Raw genomic sequence first — 15,099 nt, forward strand, 5'->3', positions numbered from 1 at the left:
GACAACTTTACCGCGCCTTCGGTCATCGCGCGACTTGACGTTACGAAGGCCCGCGCATATTGCGCGCGCCTTTCGGCAAGGCGGCAGGAGGTGCATGATGAATGCGCAAGAGGTGACTCTCGGCATCGATTTCGGGACATCGAACTCCGCCGCCGGCGTCATCCGCGGCGGCAAGGCGCACCTGATCGAGGTGGAGCCGGGGGAGACGACGCTGCCGACCGCGTTCTTCTTCGATTTCGACCGGCGCGAGACGCTCATCGGCCACGCCGCCGGCGCGGCGCTGATCGAGGGGCGCGAGGGGCGCTATATGCGGGCGCTGAAGCGGGTGCTGGGCACCAGCCTCATGCATGAGAAGCGGCAGATCCTGAACGAGCGGCTGACCTTCGTGGAGATCATCGGCCGCTTCCTTGAGCGCCTCCGCCTCGCCGCGGAGGCGGAGCTGGGCGTGGAGGTGCGCCGCGTCCTCTCCGGCCGGCCTGTGCACTTCCATGAGAGCGACCCGGCCCGAGACGACAAGGCGGAGGCGGACCTGCGCCTCGCCTACGAGGCTGCGGGGTTCTCGGAGGTCTCCTTCATGGCCGAGCCGGAGGCGGCGGCCATCGCCGGAGGCCCACCGGAGCGGGGGCTGGGGCTGGTCGTCGACATCGGCGGCGGCACCTCGGACTTCTCGCTCTATGAGGCGGGGCAGGGCGGGGTGACGATCCTCGCCAATCACGGCGTGCGCATCGGTGGCACGGATTTCGACCGCGCGGTGAGCTTCGAGCGGGTCATGCCGCTCCTCGGCCGGGGCGGTATGCTGCGGCGGGAGATGGGCGAGGGGCTGCTGGAGGCACCGACGGCCATCTATGCCGACCTTGCCACGTGGGAGAAGATCCCCTTCCTTTACACGCCGCAGAGCAAGCGCATGGTCAAGGACATGCGGGTGCTGGCGGAGGCGCCACGCCCCTTCGAGCGGCTGGAGGAGGTGCTGGAGAGCGAGCTCGGCCACGACATCGCCTTTGCCGTCGAGGCTGGCAAGATCGCCGCCAACGGCGAGGCGGGCCAAGGCGCGGCGGAGCTCGGCTTCATCGAGCCGGGGCTGGCGGCGGGGATCGACGCGGCTGCGCTCGGCGAGATCCTCGCCCCCTTCGCGGCACAGATCGGCGAGGCGGCAGCTGAGACGCTGCGGATGGCCGGCGTCGGGCCAGAGGCGGTGACGCGCGTCACCTATGTCGGCGGTTCGTCGCTGCTGGCGCAGGTGAGCGAGACGATGCGGGAAGCGCTGCCGGAGGCGGAGCACGTCTTCAGCGAGGTCTTTACCGCCGTCGCCGAAGGCCTCGCCATCGCCGCCGACCGCCGGGACTGAGCGGGCGCTATCCGCCCAAGAGGCGGCCGCCTCGCGGCGGCTCAGACGACCTGCGTCTGTCCGTCCGCCGGGTTGCCGAGGGGGGCGTCGAGCGTCATCACCAAGCCCTTGGGGCGGTAATCGACATGCACCTTGCCGCCGAAGGAGCGGGGCAGCACCTCGCCGATGATGCGGCTGCCGAAGCCCTTTGATGTGGGCGGGGTAACGGCGGGGCCGCCACTCTCGCGCCACTCGAAATGCAGGACGGGGCCGGTTTCCTCCCGCGCCACCTCCCATGAGACGTCCACCGCGCCGCCATCGACGCCGAGCGCGCCGTACTTGATGGAGTTGGTGGCCAGCTCGTGCAGGGCGAGGCTCATCGTCGTCACCTGGTCCTGCCCGATGACGACCTCCGCGCCGGTGAGGCGGATCCGCTGGAAGACATCGTCGAAGGGCAGGAGCGCCTGACGCGCGACCGTCTCGACGGTGCCGAGGGAGGACCTGTCCTCCATCAGCATGTCCTGCGCACGGGTCAGGGCGCCGATGCGCTTTTGCAGCTCGACGCGGATCTCCTCGGCCGGGCGGTTGCCACGGACGGTCTGGCTGACGAGGGCGGAGACGAGGCCGTAGGCGTTGCGCGAGCGGTGCACCAGCTCGCGGTTGCGCAGGGTCGCCAGTGCCTCCGCCTTCACCTTGGAGGTGGTCTCGATGACGGTGTTCAGCATCCCCTTAACGTCGCCGTTCTCGTCGCAGATGGGGCTGTAGCAGAAGGTGAAATAGGCCGTCTCCATCGTGCCGTTCCTGTCGGTCTCGATGGGAAAGTCCTCGACGAAGGTGGGCTCTCCGGCCATCGCGGCCTCGGCGATGGGGGCGATGGAATGCGCCGTCTCCTTCCAGACCTCGAGGAGGGGCTGGCCGAGGGAGGGATGTTTGCGGGCGAGGAGCGGCACGAAGGCGTCGTTGTAGACCGTCGTCAGCTCATCGCCCCAGCCGATGCACTTGGGAAAGGCGGAGTTGATCATGGTCGACACCGCGATCTTTAAGACCGGCGGCCAGCTGCTGATCGGGCCGAGGGGCGTAGCGCCCCAGTCATGGCCGGCGATGGCGGCCGCCATGGCGCCGTTGGCACGCAGGAACGGCGGATGGATCGGAGTCAGACTGTCCACGAAAGGGGGCCTTTTCGGGTGGCGCAACGACAGTTGCGCTCAGGAGGCTTGACGCCAAGGCCGGAACGATGACCCGAACGCATATGTCACTTGACACTCTTAACCAATAACGAACGTCGTGTCGAGAATTCCCGGGGCCTGCGCGGGAATCTGCGCAAGCTGCCGGGGGCAGGAGGCCCGCCCCCGCCAAAGGCAAAGGCCGCGCTCCGATGTGGAGCGCGGCCTCGCCTGCACCTGGAACCCCGGGGTGCTTACTCTTCTTCGCCCGTCTGGGCGGGCTGGCTGTCGCGCGGGTCGCCGTACTCGTCGTCGGACCCGGCAGAGCCGATGTCGTCGAACAGTTCGGCGATCTCGAACTCGGCGGCGGCTTCTTCCTCGGCGGCAAGCTCCTGGATGGATTTGCCGGAGGCCTGAAGCTCGGCCTCTTCGGGCGAGCGGGCGACGTTGAGCTTGATCGAGACCTCGACCTCGGGGTGCAGCACCACGGTGACGGTGTGCAGGCCCAGCTCCTTGATCGGCGCCGTCAGCGCGACCTGGCGCTTGTCGACGGTGTAGCCGGCCGCGGTGGCAGCCTCGGCGGCGTCACGCGGGGTGACGGAGCCGTAGAGCGCACCGCCATCGGAGGCGGAGCGGATGATGACGAAGGCTTCGCCATCGAGCTTCTTGCCGAGCGCTTCGGCTTCCTTGCGGGTCTCGAGGTTCTGGGCCTCGAGCTGCGCCTTCTGCTCGTCGAAGCGGGCGAGGTTCTCGGGGTTGGCGCGCAGCGCCTTGCCCTGGGGGAGAAGGTAATTGCGGGCGTAGCCCTCTTTCACCTTCACCACTTCGCCCATCTGGCCGAGCTTGGCGACGCGTTCCAGAAGAATGATGTCCATGCCCTGCTCCTTACTTCACGGCGTAGGGGAGCAGCGCCAGGAACCGGGCGCGCTTGATCGCCTGGGCGAGCTTGCGCTGGTTCTTGGCGCCGACGGCGGTGATCCGGGAGGGGACGATCTTGCCCCGCTCGGAGATGTAACGCTGCAGAAGACGCGTGTCCTTGTAGTCGATGACGGGGGCGTTCTCACCCTCGAACGGATCGGTCTTGCGGCGGCGGAAAAACGGTTTGGCGGCCATGTGTCAGGCTCCTTTCACACAGATCAGCGGCGTTCGCGGCGGTCGCCGCGGTCACGGTCGTCACGCTTTTGCATCTGCACCGAGGGACCTTCCTCGTGGGCGTCGACCTTGATCGTCAGAACGCGCATGACGTCGTCATGCAGCCGCATCAGGCGCTCCATCTCCTGCACGGCGTTGGCCGGGCTGTCGGTGCGCATGTAGGCGTAGTGGCCCTTGCGGTTCTTGTTGATCTTGTAGGCCATCGTCTTGATGCCCCAGTACTCGGTCTCGATGACCTTGCCGCCATTGTCGGACAGCACGGTCCCGAAATGCTCGACGAGGCCCTCGGCCTGCGCGTTGGACAGGTCCTGACGCGCGATAAAGACATGCTCGTAAAAAGGCATGACTCTCCACTTCTCTGATTTCGGCGCATTTCAAAGGGGGGCCTTGAACCTTCCGCGGGCCACCCCACGAGAGACTGCGCGGTTTGCAACATCTCGCGGAAGGAATGGCGCCTTATAACGACGTGGCCGGCGCTGGCAAGGCCGGGGGGCGCGGCCCCTGGGGATGCCTGAGACGTTGCGGCAGATTCCCCGCCCTGACCACGGCGCTGCCCGCTTTCGGCCCGAATTCATCGGGAAACCTTCAGGCAACCACGAATAAGCGACGAGACGAGTACATGACCGCGTTCCCGAACACCCCCGCCGCCCCGGGCCGCCGCAGCCAATCCGCCCGGCGGGTTGCGCCGGCCGACCACCGGGTGGAGGAGGCATACTGGGGCTATGTCGTGCGCCCGCTGGCGCCTCTGTCGCGGCTCACGGCGGTGATGCAGGTCGCGGCGACGGCGGGCGGCGTGGTGGCGCTGGCCTTGACGGCCGGTCTCTGGCTGGTGCCGCTCCATGACGACAGCGTCACACTTCTCGCCTTCCGCCTCGCCGCGTCGCTGGTGCTGGCGGCGGCGGGGACGCTCCTGCTCTGGGTCGGCAATCGCGGCACGCGGCGCGAGCTGCAGGTGGATATCGCCATGGGCGAGGTGCGCGAGGTGGTGCGCAACCGCTCCGGCCTGCCGACGCTGCTCGGCCGCCATGCCTTCAACGCGGTGGGCGGGGTGTTCCTCGCGCGGGGGCCCGATGGGCGGCGCGGCCGCGCGAGCCTCGTGATCCGGCTCGGCAACAGCCCGCAGATCGTCACCGTCGCCAGCGGCCCGGAGGAAGCGCTGCTGCCCCTGCGCGACCGTCTGGGGCAGGACCTGATGATCCGCCCCCGCACCCCGGCGCCGGAGCCGGACGCCCCGCAGAGCCGGCGCTCGCGCCTGCCGCCGCTGGCCGAACCGGCGCTCTGAGCCGGCGGGGGGCCGCCACCCCCAGTCAACGCCAACCCTCGGCCACCGCTCCCTCCGGCGGTGGCCCTTTCTTGCCCGCCGCCATGGCATCGGGTAAGGGGCGCGGACGTATCGACAGGGAGGAACCTCATGCGCGCGTTCGTCTTTCCAGGGCAGGGCGCCCAGGCCATTGGCATGGGCCGGGCTCTCGCGGAGGCCTATCCGGCCGCCCGGGCCGTCTTCGACGAGGTGGACGACGTGCTGGGGGAGCGGCTCTCCGCCCTCATCTGGGAGGGCGAGGCCGAGACGCTGACCCTCACCCGCAACGCCCAGCCGGCGCTGATGGCGACCTCCATGGCCGCCTTTCGCGCGCTGGAGGCGGAAGGCGCCGGCATTGAGGCCGCGAGCTTCGTCGCCGGCCACTCGCTCGGCGAATATTCCGCGCTCTGCGCAGCCGGGGCGCTGAGCCTCGGCGATACCGCCCGGCTCCTGCGCATCCGCGGCGATGCCATGCAGGCCGCGGTGCCCGAGGGCGAGGGGGCCATGGCTGCCATCGTCGGCCTCGATTTCGAGACGGTGGCAAAGATCGTCGCCGATGCCTCAGAGGCCGGCGCCGTCTGCGAGGCAGCCAACGACAATGACCCGACGCAGGTCGTCATCTCCGGCCACAAGGCGGCCGTCGAGCGGGCGATGGAGCTCTGCAAGGAGGGCGGGGCGCGCCGGGCGCTGCCGCTGCCCGTCTCCGCGCCCTTCCACTCTTCGCTGATGTCCCCCGCGGCCGAGCGCATGGCCGCGGCGCTGGCGGAGGTCACCCTTAACGCCCCCGCCGTGCCGGTGGTGGCCAATGTCACCGCCCGGCCGGTGAGCGACCCGGCCGAGATCCGCGAGCTGCTGGTGGCCCAGGTCACCGGCTCCGTCCGCTGGCGCGAGAGCGTGGCGTGGATGGCCGAGGCCGGCGTGACGGAGAGCTGGGAGATCGGCTCGGGCCGGGCGCTGACCGGCATGATCCGCCGTATAGCGAAAGAGATGGAGACGCGCACCATCGGCACGCCCGAAGAGGCAGCCGCGGCGGCGCAGAGCCTGACAGAGAAAGGAACGGCCGATGTTTGATCTCACCGGCAAGGCGGCGCTGGTCACCGGCGCCTCGGGCGGCATCGGTGCCGCCATCGCCCGCGCCCTGCACGGCGCCGGCGCCACAATCGGCCTCTCCGGCACCCGCGAGGCGCCGCTTCAGGCGCTGGCGGAGGAGCTGGGCGAGCGGGCGCATGTGCTGCCCTGCAACCTCTCCGACCCCGCCGCCGTCGCCGCGCTGCCCAAGCAGGCGGTAGAGGCGATGGGCGCCGTCGACATCCTCGTCAACAACGCCGGCATCACGCGCGACAACATCTTCATGCGCATGAGCGACGACGAGTGGAACGACGTGCTGGAGGTGAACCTCAACGCCGCCGTCCGCCTCTGCAGGGGCGTCACGCGCGGCATGATGAAGGCCCGCTGGGGGCGCATCGTCAACGTTTCCTCCGTCGTCGGCGTCATGGGCAATCCAGGGCAGACCAATTACGCCGCCGCCAAGGCCGGCATGATCGGCTTCGGCAAGTCGCTGGCCTACGAGGTGGCGAGCCGCGGGATCACGGTGAATGCCGTGGCGCCGGGCTTCATCACCTCGCCCATGACCGACAAGCTGAGCGAGGAGCAGCAGGGCGCTATCCTCACCCAGGTGCCGCTGGCGCGCATGGGCTCGGCCGAAGAAGTGGCGGCGGCGGTGCTCTACCTCGCCAGCCCGGAAGCGGGCTACGTCACGGGCAGCGTGCTGCACGTGAACGGCGGCATGGCGATGCTCTGATAGCGCTCGCGGAGGGCGCGGATTGGCCGCAGGGAAAGCGTTTGCCTGCCCCTGAAACTCTGCTATAGGCCGACGAGATTTGCCGGAGCGGCCGCCCGTCGCTCCGCAGGGGAAGCCCTTTGAGGGCTGTCGAAACGGCCCGGCAAGGGCTATAGAGCAGGGCGATAGCCCAAAGAGAATGAGGGATTGATATGAGCGACGTCGCTGACCGCGTGCGCAAGATTGTTGTGGAGCACCTCGGTGTCGAAGAAGACAAGGTGACCGAGAATGCGTCCTTCATCGACGATCTCGGCGCCGACAGCCTCGACACCGTCGAGCTGGTCATGGCCTTCGAGGAAGAGTTCGGCATCGAGATCCCGGACGACGCCGCCGAAACCATCCAGACCTTCGGCGACGCGGTGAAATTCATCGAGGGCGCGCAGTAAGCACGCCCCCGTGGTAGCGATTGGTCGCGGCGCCCTTTCGGGCGCCGCTTTTGCGTTTGGGGGTGAGTTGGCGGTCCGCTTGTAGCGATGTGATCCAGTCTGAGTTACCGCAGGTTCCACGGTGCATTTGGGTCCCCGTTGCCACAAGCGCTCCCCTCGCACGCCGGCCCGTGGGGTGGCGCCGCACCATGGCCGCCGGCGCGCTTTATGCCAGCAGAACCCCTCCCGGATCCGAGCGACGCACCGAGCCCAGCCAGAGCGCCAGCCCGCGGGGACGGGCCGGCGCTCGCGCGGCGGCCTGCGGCCTCGATTCCGCGCGGGGGAAGAGCGGCGGCCGGGTCTCCGGAGCCCCCGCCCCGAGCGAGACCCCGTAGGGTGGGTTTCCAACCCACCATCCCCCGACCGCCACAAGCGCCACACTCTCACGCCGGCCCGTGGGGTGGCGCTGCAACGGTCGTGCGGCGCGCTTTATGCCAGAAAAACTCCTCGTCGCGTGGAGCTGAGCACCAAGCCCAACCAGAGCGCCAGCCCGCGGGGACGGGCCGGCGCTCGCGCGGCGGCCTGCGGCCTTGATTCCGCGCAGGGGGACAGAGCAGCGGCGGTGAGCGCCTCTTGCCTCCGCTGTGCCGCCGGAGCGGGCCTCGCCAGCTCATCGGAACATCCGGCCGCCCAACGCCCGGCACCTGGCCGCCCGAAGAACCCGCCACAAGCATCCAGATGCCGCCGAGCCGGGCCGGAGGCGGCCACCGCCTCTTGCCCCTCCATTTCGCCCTGCGGTAGAGGTCGCCCAACGAAAGAGGTGGGAGAAAGCAGATGCGTCGTGTCGTGGTTACCGGGCTTGGCCTTGTCACACCGCTCGCCGATGGCGTCGAGCCGAGCTGGGAGCGCCTGCTCGCCGGCCAGTCCGGCGCCGGGCCGATCACCCGCTTCGATGCCTCTGGCGTCACCACGAAGTATGCCTGCGAGGTTCCCCGCGGCGACGGCTCCGATGCCACCTTCAACGCCGATACCTACATGGCCCCGAAGGACCAGCGGAAGGTCGACGACTTCATCCTCTTCGGCATGGCCGCCGCCCAGCAGGCGGTGCAGGATTCCGGCTGGATGCCCGAGGACGAGGAGGACCGCCTGCGCACCGGCGTGCTCATCGGCTCCGGCATCGGCGGGCTGAACTGGATCGCCGAGACGGCCGTCCTCATCAAGGAGAAGGGGGCGCGCCGCGTCTCGCCCTTCTTCATCCCTGGCTCGCTGATCAACCTGATCTCCGGCCAGGTCTCCATTCGCTACGGCTTCAAGGGGCCGAACCACTCCGTCGTCACCGCCTGTTCCACCGGCGCCCACGCCATCGGCGACGCGGCGACGATGATCAAGCTTGGCCGGGCCGACGTGATGGTCGCCGGCGGCGCCGAGGCGGCGATCTGCGAGATCGGCATCGCCGGCTTCAACGCCTGCAAGGCCCTCTCCACCAAGCGCGAGGACGACCCGCAGGCCGCCTCCCGCCCGTGGGACGCCGACCGTGACGGCTTCGTCATGGGCGAGGGGGCCGGCATGGTGATCCTCGAGGAATACGAGCATGCCAAGGCGCGCGGCGCCAAGATCTATGCCGAGGTGCTGGGCTACGGCATGTCGGGAGATGCCTACCACATCACCGCGCCCTCCGAGGATGGCGACGGCGGCGAGCGCTCCATGAAGGCGGCGCTGGCCGATGCGGGGCTGGAGCCGGCGCAGATCGACTACATCAACGCCCACGGCACCTCGACGATGGCCGATGTCATCGAGCTCGGCGCCGTCGAGCGGCTGCTGGGCGAGGCCAAGCGCAAGGTGACCATGTCCTCCACCAAGTCGATGACCGGCCACCTCCTCGGCGCAGCCGGCGCTATCGAGGCGATCTTCTCCATCCTCGCCATCCGCGACCAGGTCTGCCCGCCGACGATCAACCTCGACGATGTCGCGGTGGAGACGGAGGTGGACCTTGCCCCCAATGCCAAGGTGGAGCGTGAGGTGACCTACGCGCTCTCCAACTCCTTCGGCTTCGGCGGCACCAACGCGAGCGTGATCTTCGGGAAAACCGCCTGATGTGGAAGGCCATCGCGTCGAACGCGCTGACGCTCTTCATCGTCATCCTCTTCCTCGTCGCCGGCGTCATCTCCTGGGGCGCCAAGCAGTATCGCGACGAGGGCCCGCTGGAGACCGCGATCTGCCTGAGGGTGCCCTCGGGCAGCAACATGCGGCTGGTCAGTGAGGATCTGGCCGGGCAGGGGGCGATCACCTCCGCCTCCATCTACCGGATCGGCGCCGATTACACCGAGCTGGAGGATCAGCTGAAGGCCGGCGCCTTCCTCATCCCCGCCGGCGCGACGATGGAGGAGATCCTCGACATCGTCACCCGCGGCGGCCAGTCCACCTGCGGCACGGAGATCGTCTACCGCGTCGGCCTCACCGGCCTCCTCGCCGAAGTGCGTGAGCTGGACCCCGAGACCAACCGCTTCGAGGAGCTGGTGGAATGGGACCCGGCGGTGGAGCCCGAGGCGCCGGAGGATTACACCCGCGTCCGCGAGGCCGCCGACACCCGCTACCGCGTCGTCCTGCCCGAGGGCCTGACCTCCTGGCAGGTGGTGCAGGGGCTGAACGCGGTGGAGATCCTCGCCGAGCCGGTGGAAGACATCCCGCCGGAGGGCATGCTCGCCCCCGACAGCTACGAGGTGCAGCCCGGAACGACTGTCGCCTCCATCCTCCAGCGGATGCAGAGCGCTCAGGCTGCCATCCTCGCCGCCGCCTGGGCGGAGCGGGAGGAGGGGCTGCCGCTGGCGAGCCCGGAGGAGGCGCTGATCCTCGCTTCCATCGTCGAGAAGGAGACGGGCCTCGCCGAGGAACGCCCGCTCGTCGCCTCCGTCTTCGAGAACCGGCTGATCCAGGGCATGCGCCTGCAGACGGACCCGACGGTGATCTACGGCGTCACCGAGGGGCGCGGTGTCCTCGGCCGCGGGCTGAGGCAGAGCGAGCTAAGGGGCGAGACGCCCTACAACACCTACGTCATCGACGGGTTGCCGCCGACGCCCATCGCCAACCCCGGCCGCGCCTCCATCCAGGCGACATTGAACCCGGCCGACAGCGACTACATCTTCTTCGTCGCCGATGGCACGGGCGGCCACGCCTTCGCCGAGACGCTGGCCGAGCATAACGAGAATGTCGCCCGCTGGCGGCAGATCGAGGCCGAGGCGGCCGAATGATGGTGAATGGGCGGTAAGCGAACCCGCCCGCACCTCACCGCGCAACACGTTGACTTTTCGGCGTTTTTGCGCGATATATGCCAGCACAACAAGAAGCAGACGGGGGCCGGAGACGGCCCCTTTTTCATTGAGGTTGGCCCCGGCCCAGGCCGGGATGCGAGGCAAATCCCATGCATGACGGAACACCCCCGGCGCTGGTGCCGGAGGGCGGCCTTCAGGCGGAGACGGCGCGCACGCTCAAGACATTGATCAAGACGCGCCAGCAGCTCGAAGCGGCTGTCGACAAGATGGACCCGGACGAGGACGACGCGGCGGCGAAGGAGATCGCCGCGCTCGGTCGTAAACTGGCAGAGGCCCTGGCCTACGCCTACGAAACGGAGAGACGGTACAATGAGTGGGTTGCAAAGCAGGCTGGAGACGGCACCGCCGGAGAGCTCGATCTCGCCGATATCCGCACTCAGGTCGGCTGCCGGCTGGCTCGCCTCCGGTCCTGCTGCACGGGCGGATGAGTTCCTGGACTCGCTGACCGAGCCGGAGCTGAGGGCGCTGCCGTGGCTCTTCGAGTTCTGGGCGATGGAGCATCAGGCGGAGGAGGCGACGGCGCGCTCGGCGCTGCAGGTGCTGATGCTCGCCCACGGCTTCGACGCGGTGGAGCGGGACGGGGCGCTCGCCTTCATCTCCCGCACGGGAACGGGGGGCGTGACGCTCGACCCGGTCAGCTTCGTCGTCGACCCCGAGGCGGAGGCGACGCGGGAGGATACGCGGGCGGCGGAGGCCGAGAAGGTCGGCCGCGTGCGGCTGAGCTACATCGAGGGCGAAGGCGACTACCAGCCGGGCGCGGCGGAGGCGGTGTTCGCCGACGACCCCTCGCTGATGGTTTCCGAGTCCGAGGTGCCGCTGGCGCTGACCCGGGGCGAGGCCCGCAACATGGCCGAGCGCTGGCTGGCCGAGGCGCGGCTGACGCGCGAGAGCGTCAGCTTCGCCCTGCCGCCCTCTGCCGGAGCCCTCGCGCCGGGGGATATCGTGCGCCTCGGCGAGCGCCGCTTTCGGCTCGACCGGCTGGAGGATGTCGGCTTCCTGCGCGCAGAAGCGGTGCGGGTGGAGCCGGAGAGCTACCTCGGGCAGGAGGCGGCGGACGAGCTGCCAGGCTCGGCCCCGGTGGTGGCGCCGGTGCCGGTGGAGGCGATCGTCATGGACCTGCCGCTCCTCACCGGCGCCGAGATCCCCCACGCCCCGCATGTCGCCGCCACCGCAAGGCCCTGGCCGGGAGACGTGGCGGTCTACGCCGCCAATGACGGCAAGAGCTTTGGTGCCCCCCTGATGCTGCCGAAGGCGGCGACGGTGGGGCAGCTGCTCTCTCCGCTGGCGGAGGGGGAGCCGGCGCGGTGGGACAGGGGGCCGGCGCTCCGGGTCAAGCTGGTCTCCGGCTCGCTCCTCTCGGTGACGGAGGAGGCGCTGCTGCAGGGCGCGAACCTCGCCGCCATCGGCAACGGCTCCGGCGGCGACTGGGAGGTGATCCAGTTGCGCGATGCCGAGCTGGTCGGCCCGCGCACCTGGGACCTGTCGCTGCGGCTGCGCGGGCAGGCGGGCAGCGCGGTGCAGGTGTGGGACGAGGGGGCGCTCTTCGTGCTGCTGAACGGGCGGGCCAGGCAGATGGACCTGCTGCAGGATCTGTGGGGCCTGCCGCGCACCTATCGCTGGGGGCCCGCGAGCCAGCCGCTGGGCCACGCCAGCTACCGCGAGACAGACGTGTCTGTCTTCGGCGTCGGCCTGCGCCCCTATGCCCCCTGCCACCTCCGCGCCGGGCCGGAGGCGGGCGGCACCGCCTTCACCTGGCTCCGCCGGACCCGCATCGAGGGCGACGGCTGGGAGCAGGAGGAGGTGCCGCTCGGCGAGGCCTACGAGCGCTATCGCCTGCGCGTGCGGCTCCTCTCCGGCGGTGACCCGGTGCGGGTGGTGGAGGTGACGGAGCCGGCGTGGACCTATCCTGCCGCCGCGCAGGCGGAGGACGGGGCGGCGGCGGGCTACCAGCTGGAGGTGCAGCAGCGCTCCGACCGCTGGGGCTGGGGCGCAGTTGCCAAGCTGCGGATGCCCTGATGCGGCCGGTCACCATCACCGATCTGGACCTTGCCGCCCGTGCCCTGCTCGCCGCGCCGCCCGAGGCGCGGCCGGCGCTCGCCGCCACGATGCTGGCGGAGGCGGATATCGCGGATCGCTACCGCAAGCGCCTCGGCCGCCTGCACGCCTACGGCGGCGGCAGCCTCACCCATGCGGCCCTCCTCCGCCCGCGCGCGCCGGGGCCGGGGCTCGACGACGGGCCCTATCTGGGCGCGGTCGCGACGCTCCTCAGCGCCATCGCGGCCCGGCGGACCCATCGGTCTTCCTGATGACCCCGATCACGGGTTTCTGCTTGTCCCAAGGGGTCGCCCCTCCTAAGTCTTTCCAAAGACCAGCCAGGAGCGGCCCCATGCCCAAGCTTCAGCCCAAGCTCGCCGAGATCGACCCGGTGTGGAGCCGTATTCGCGACGAGGCGCAGACCGCCATCGCGGACGAGCCGCTCCTCGGCGGGATGATTCACACCTCGATCCTGCACCATGCGACGCTGGAGCGGGCGCTTTCGCATCGCATCGCCCTGAAGCTCGCCAATGGCGAGATGGGCGAGCAGATCCTGCGCGAGATCGTCGAGGAGGCCTACGAGGCCGAGCCCGATCTCGCCGCCAGCGCCCGCGCCGATATCGCCGCCGTCTACGAGCGGGACCCGGCGTGCCACAGGCTCCTGCAGCCGCTGCTCTACTTCAAGGGGTTTCAGGCCGTGCAGGCCTACCGGATCGGCCACTGGCTCTTCAGCCAGGGCCGGCAGGACCTCGCCTTCTTCATCCAGATGCGCACGTCGGAGGCCTTCGGCGTCGACATCCACCCGGCCGCCCGCATCGGGCGCGGCATCATGATCGACCATGCCCATTCCATCGTCATCGGTGAGACGGCGGTGGTGGGCGACAATTGCTCCATGCTCCACTCGGTGACGCTCGGCGGCACCGGGAAGGACACGGAGGATCGTCATCCCAAGATCGGCAATGGCGTGCTGATCGGCGCCGGGGCGCATGTGCTGGGCAATATCCACGTGGGCAATTGCAGCCGCATCGCCGCGGGCTCGGTGGTGCTGCACGACGTGCCGCCCTGCAAGACCGTTGCCGGCGTGCCCGCGAAGATCGTCGGCGAGGCAGGCTGCGACCAGCCGTCTGTGGCGATGAACCAGCTTCTCGGGCGCTGAGGCCCGGACGGGCGCCGGTCAGCCGGCGTCCTCCACCTTCCCGAACCAGCTTGCCAGCATCAGCCCCATCGACAGCGCGCCGAGGCCGAACGCCAGCGCGTCAGCGGGAGACGTGAGGTCCAGCGGGCCGGGCAGGGCGAGGAGCAGCCAGGCCACCACGGCATTGGCCGCGCCCCAGCCGACATTGACCATCGGGCGAGAGAGGCCGCGTCCGGGCGGCTTGGCGAAGGGCGAGGGAAAGGGGCGGCCCTGCACCCCGGCGACGAAATGCGGGATGGCATTGACGGCGAACATGCCGCCGAAGAGGTGGGCGAGTGTTATCAGCAGCTTTGGCGCCTCCACTTTTGGCCTCCCTCAAGCGTGGCGCCGGCCGGGGCGCCGTGCAAGCGCCCCGATTGTGGTCGTGGTGCCTTCGGCTCAGGCGACGGTGGGCTCGATCACCAGCGAGTTGCGCGTGGCGTCGGAGTAGGGGCAGACATGGTGCGCGCCGGCGACCAGATCCTGCGCCGTCTCCTCGTCGATCCCCGGCAGGTGGGCGGCGATCTTCACGTCGAGGCCGAAGCCCTTGTCCTCGCGCGGGCCGATGCCGACGGTGACCGTCACCGTGGCGTCCTCGGGCACCGTCACCTTCTTGCTGCGGGCATAGGCCTTCAGCGCGCCGAGGAAGCAGGCCGCGTAGCCGGTGGCGAAGAGCTGCTCGGGGTTCACGCCCTCGCCGCCGGAGCCGCCCATCTCGGTCGGGGTGACCAGTTTGACGTCGAGCGCGCCATCGGCGGTGGCGGAGCGGCCGTCGCGGCCGCCCGTGGCGGTGGCGGAAGTGGAATAGACTACTTTGCTGGCAGGCATCTGTCGGCTCCTTGTTGCGTGTCGTTGAAATTTAGGTAGTGCGCGATAGAAATTTCGCAAGCTTGCGATTGCATCGCGTGCGACTTATTTCTGTGGCAGGCGGCGACAGGAGATCTCGATGCCCCGCGAACCCAATCTCGACGCGCTGGTCTGCTTCGACATCTACTCAGCGAACCTGGCGATCGGGCGGCTCTACAAGCCGCTCCTGGAGCCGCTCGGCCTGACCTATCCGCAATACCTCGTCCTCAAGGTGCTCTGGGAGACGGATGCGCAGAGCCTCGGCACCATCGGCCGGCGGCTGGGGCTGGAGAGCTCGACGCTGACGCCGCTGGTCAAGCGGCTGGAGGCGCGGGGGCTGGTGACGCGGCTGCGCGACACTGGCGACGAGCGGCGCGTGGTGGTGAGCCTGGCGGAGGCCGGCCGGGTGCTGGAGGCGCGGACGGAGGGCTTCGCCCGCTGCCTGATCGAGGGGACGGGGATGAGCGTCGCGGAGATGGAACAGATCCACCGGCTCATGCGCAAGCTGACGGCCGGGACGGTCCAGCAGGCGTGAAGCCCGGGGTAGGGGCCGGCGCCAAGGGGCTGGCGCC

At 69.6% G+C, this 15,099-nt stretch carries 18 protein-coding genes; 12 read left to right on the forward strand and 6 right to left on the reverse strand.

Annotated features, from left to right (window positions below; genetic code table 11):
- Positions 1-97 precede the first annotated feature (97 nt).
- Positions 98-1,345 (forward strand): Hsp70 family protein, encoded by a 1,248-nt coding sequence (locus GY170_RS07600; protein ID WP_163891686.1) that lies wholly within the window; start codon positions 98-100, stop codon positions 1,343-1,345.
- Positions 1,346-1,386: 41 nt separating this feature from the next.
- On the opposite strand, the gene GY170_RS07605 is transcribed toward GY170_RS07600, so the two are convergent.
- From GY170_RS07605 to rpsF, 4 genes are all read right to left on the reverse strand, one after another.
- Positions 1,387-2,490 (reverse strand): sensor histidine kinase, encoded by a 1,104-nt coding sequence (locus GY170_RS07605; protein WP_163891688.1) that lies wholly within the window; start codon positions 2,488-2,490, stop codon positions 1,387-1,389.
- 251 nt (positions 2,491-2,741) lie between these two features.
- On the reverse strand, positions 2,742-3,362 hold the full coding sequence (gene rplI, locus GY170_RS07610) for a 50S ribosomal protein L9 (RefSeq protein WP_163891690.1): 621 nt from the start codon (positions 3,360-3,362) through the stop codon (positions 2,742-2,744).
- Between the two features lie 10 nt (positions 3,363-3,372).
- On the reverse strand, positions 3,373-3,600 hold the full coding sequence (rpsR, locus tag GY170_RS07615; RefSeq protein ID WP_163891692.1) for a 30S ribosomal protein S18: 228 nt from the start codon (positions 3,598-3,600) through the stop codon (positions 3,373-3,375).
- Between the two features lie 23 nt (positions 3,601-3,623).
- Entirely contained in the window at positions 3,624-3,983 is a 360-nt protein-coding gene (gene rpsF, locus GY170_RS07620) for a 30S ribosomal protein S6 (protein WP_163891694.1), read from the reverse strand.
- Between the two features lie 275 nt (positions 3,984-4,258).
- On the opposite strand from rpsF, the gene GY170_RS07625 reads away from it, so the two are divergent.
- From GY170_RS07625 to cysE, 10 genes are all read left to right on the forward strand, one after another.
- Entirely contained in the window at positions 4,259-4,921 is a 663-nt protein-coding gene (locus GY170_RS07625) for a hypothetical protein (protein WP_163891696.1), read from the forward strand.
- A 129-nt stretch (positions 4,922-5,050) separates the two neighbouring features.
- Entirely contained in the window at positions 5,051-6,010 is a 960-nt protein-coding gene (fabD, locus tag GY170_RS07630; protein ID WP_163891698.1) for an ACP S-malonyltransferase, read from the forward strand.
- A complete protein-coding gene (gene fabG / locus GY170_RS07635) occupies positions 6,003-6,740 on the forward strand; it encodes a 3-oxoacyl-[acyl-carrier-protein] reductase (RefSeq protein WP_163891700.1) in 738 nt (245 codons plus the stop codon). Before fabD ends, fabG begins: the two co-directional genes overlap by 8 nt.
- Before the next feature lie 191 nt (positions 6,741-6,931).
- On the forward strand, positions 6,932-7,165 hold the full coding sequence (locus tag GY170_RS07640) for an acyl carrier protein (RefSeq protein WP_163891702.1): 234 nt from the start codon (positions 6,932-6,934) through the stop codon (positions 7,163-7,165).
- A gap of 813 nt (positions 7,166-7,978) precedes the next feature.
- Entirely contained in the window at positions 7,979-9,238 is a 1,260-nt protein-coding gene (fabF, locus tag GY170_RS07645) for a beta-ketoacyl-ACP synthase II (protein WP_163891704.1), read from the forward strand.
- Complete coding sequence (gene mltG, locus GY170_RS07650) at positions 9,238-10,392, forward strand: endolytic transglycosylase MltG (protein WP_163891706.1); 1,155 nt, start codon at positions 9,238-9,240, stop codon at positions 10,390-10,392. Before fabF ends, mltG begins: the two co-directional genes overlap by 1 nt.
- Positions 10,393-10,562: 170 nt before the next feature.
- A complete protein-coding gene (locus GY170_RS07655; protein ID WP_163891709.1) occupies positions 10,563-10,901 on the forward strand; it encodes a hypothetical protein in 339 nt (112 codons plus the stop codon).
- The gene (locus GY170_RS07660) at positions 10,783-12,489 is read left to right on the forward strand and encodes a phage tail protein (protein WP_163891710.1); all 1,707 of its coding nucleotides are present in this window, start codon (positions 10,783-10,785) and stop codon (positions 12,487-12,489) included. The genes GY170_RS07655 and GY170_RS07660 overlap by 119 nt, the downstream gene beginning before the upstream one ends.
- Positions 12,489-12,779, forward strand: a complete 291-nt coding sequence (locus GY170_RS07665; RefSeq protein WP_163891712.1) for a DUF7742 family protein — start codon at positions 12,489-12,491, stop codon at positions 12,777-12,779. The genes GY170_RS07660 and GY170_RS07665 overlap by 1 nt, the downstream gene beginning before the upstream one ends.
- 80 nt (positions 12,780-12,859) lie before the next feature.
- Positions 12,860-13,663, forward strand: a complete 804-nt coding sequence (gene cysE / locus GY170_RS07670) for a serine O-acetyltransferase (protein ID WP_163891714.1) — start codon at positions 12,860-12,862, stop codon at positions 13,661-13,663.
- Between the two features lie 18 nt (positions 13,664-13,681).
- On the opposite strand, the gene GY170_RS07675 is transcribed toward cysE, so the two are convergent.
- On the reverse strand, positions 13,682-14,005 hold the full coding sequence (locus tag GY170_RS07675) for a hypothetical protein (RefSeq protein WP_235937812.1): 324 nt from the start codon (positions 14,003-14,005) through the stop codon (positions 13,682-13,684).
- A gap of 75 nt (positions 14,006-14,080) precedes the next feature.
- On the reverse strand, positions 14,081-14,509 hold the full coding sequence (locus GY170_RS07680) for an organic hydroperoxide resistance protein (protein WP_163891716.1): 429 nt from the start codon (positions 14,507-14,509) through the stop codon (positions 14,081-14,083).
- A gap of 118 nt (positions 14,510-14,627) precedes the next feature.
- On the opposite strand from GY170_RS07680, the gene GY170_RS07685 reads away from it, so the two are divergent.
- Positions 14,628-15,062, forward strand: coding sequence for a MarR family winged helix-turn-helix transcriptional regulator (locus GY170_RS07685; RefSeq protein WP_163891718.1), 435 nt, complete (start codon positions 14,628-14,630; stop codon positions 15,060-15,062).
- Positions 15,063-15,099: the final 37 nt, after the last annotated feature.

Source organism: Pseudoroseicyclus tamaricis, assembly GCF_012070395.1.
GTDB classification, from domain to species: Bacteria; Pseudomonadota; Alphaproteobacteria; order Rhodobacterales; family Rhodobacteraceae; genus Pseudoroseicyclus_A; species Pseudoroseicyclus_A tamaricis.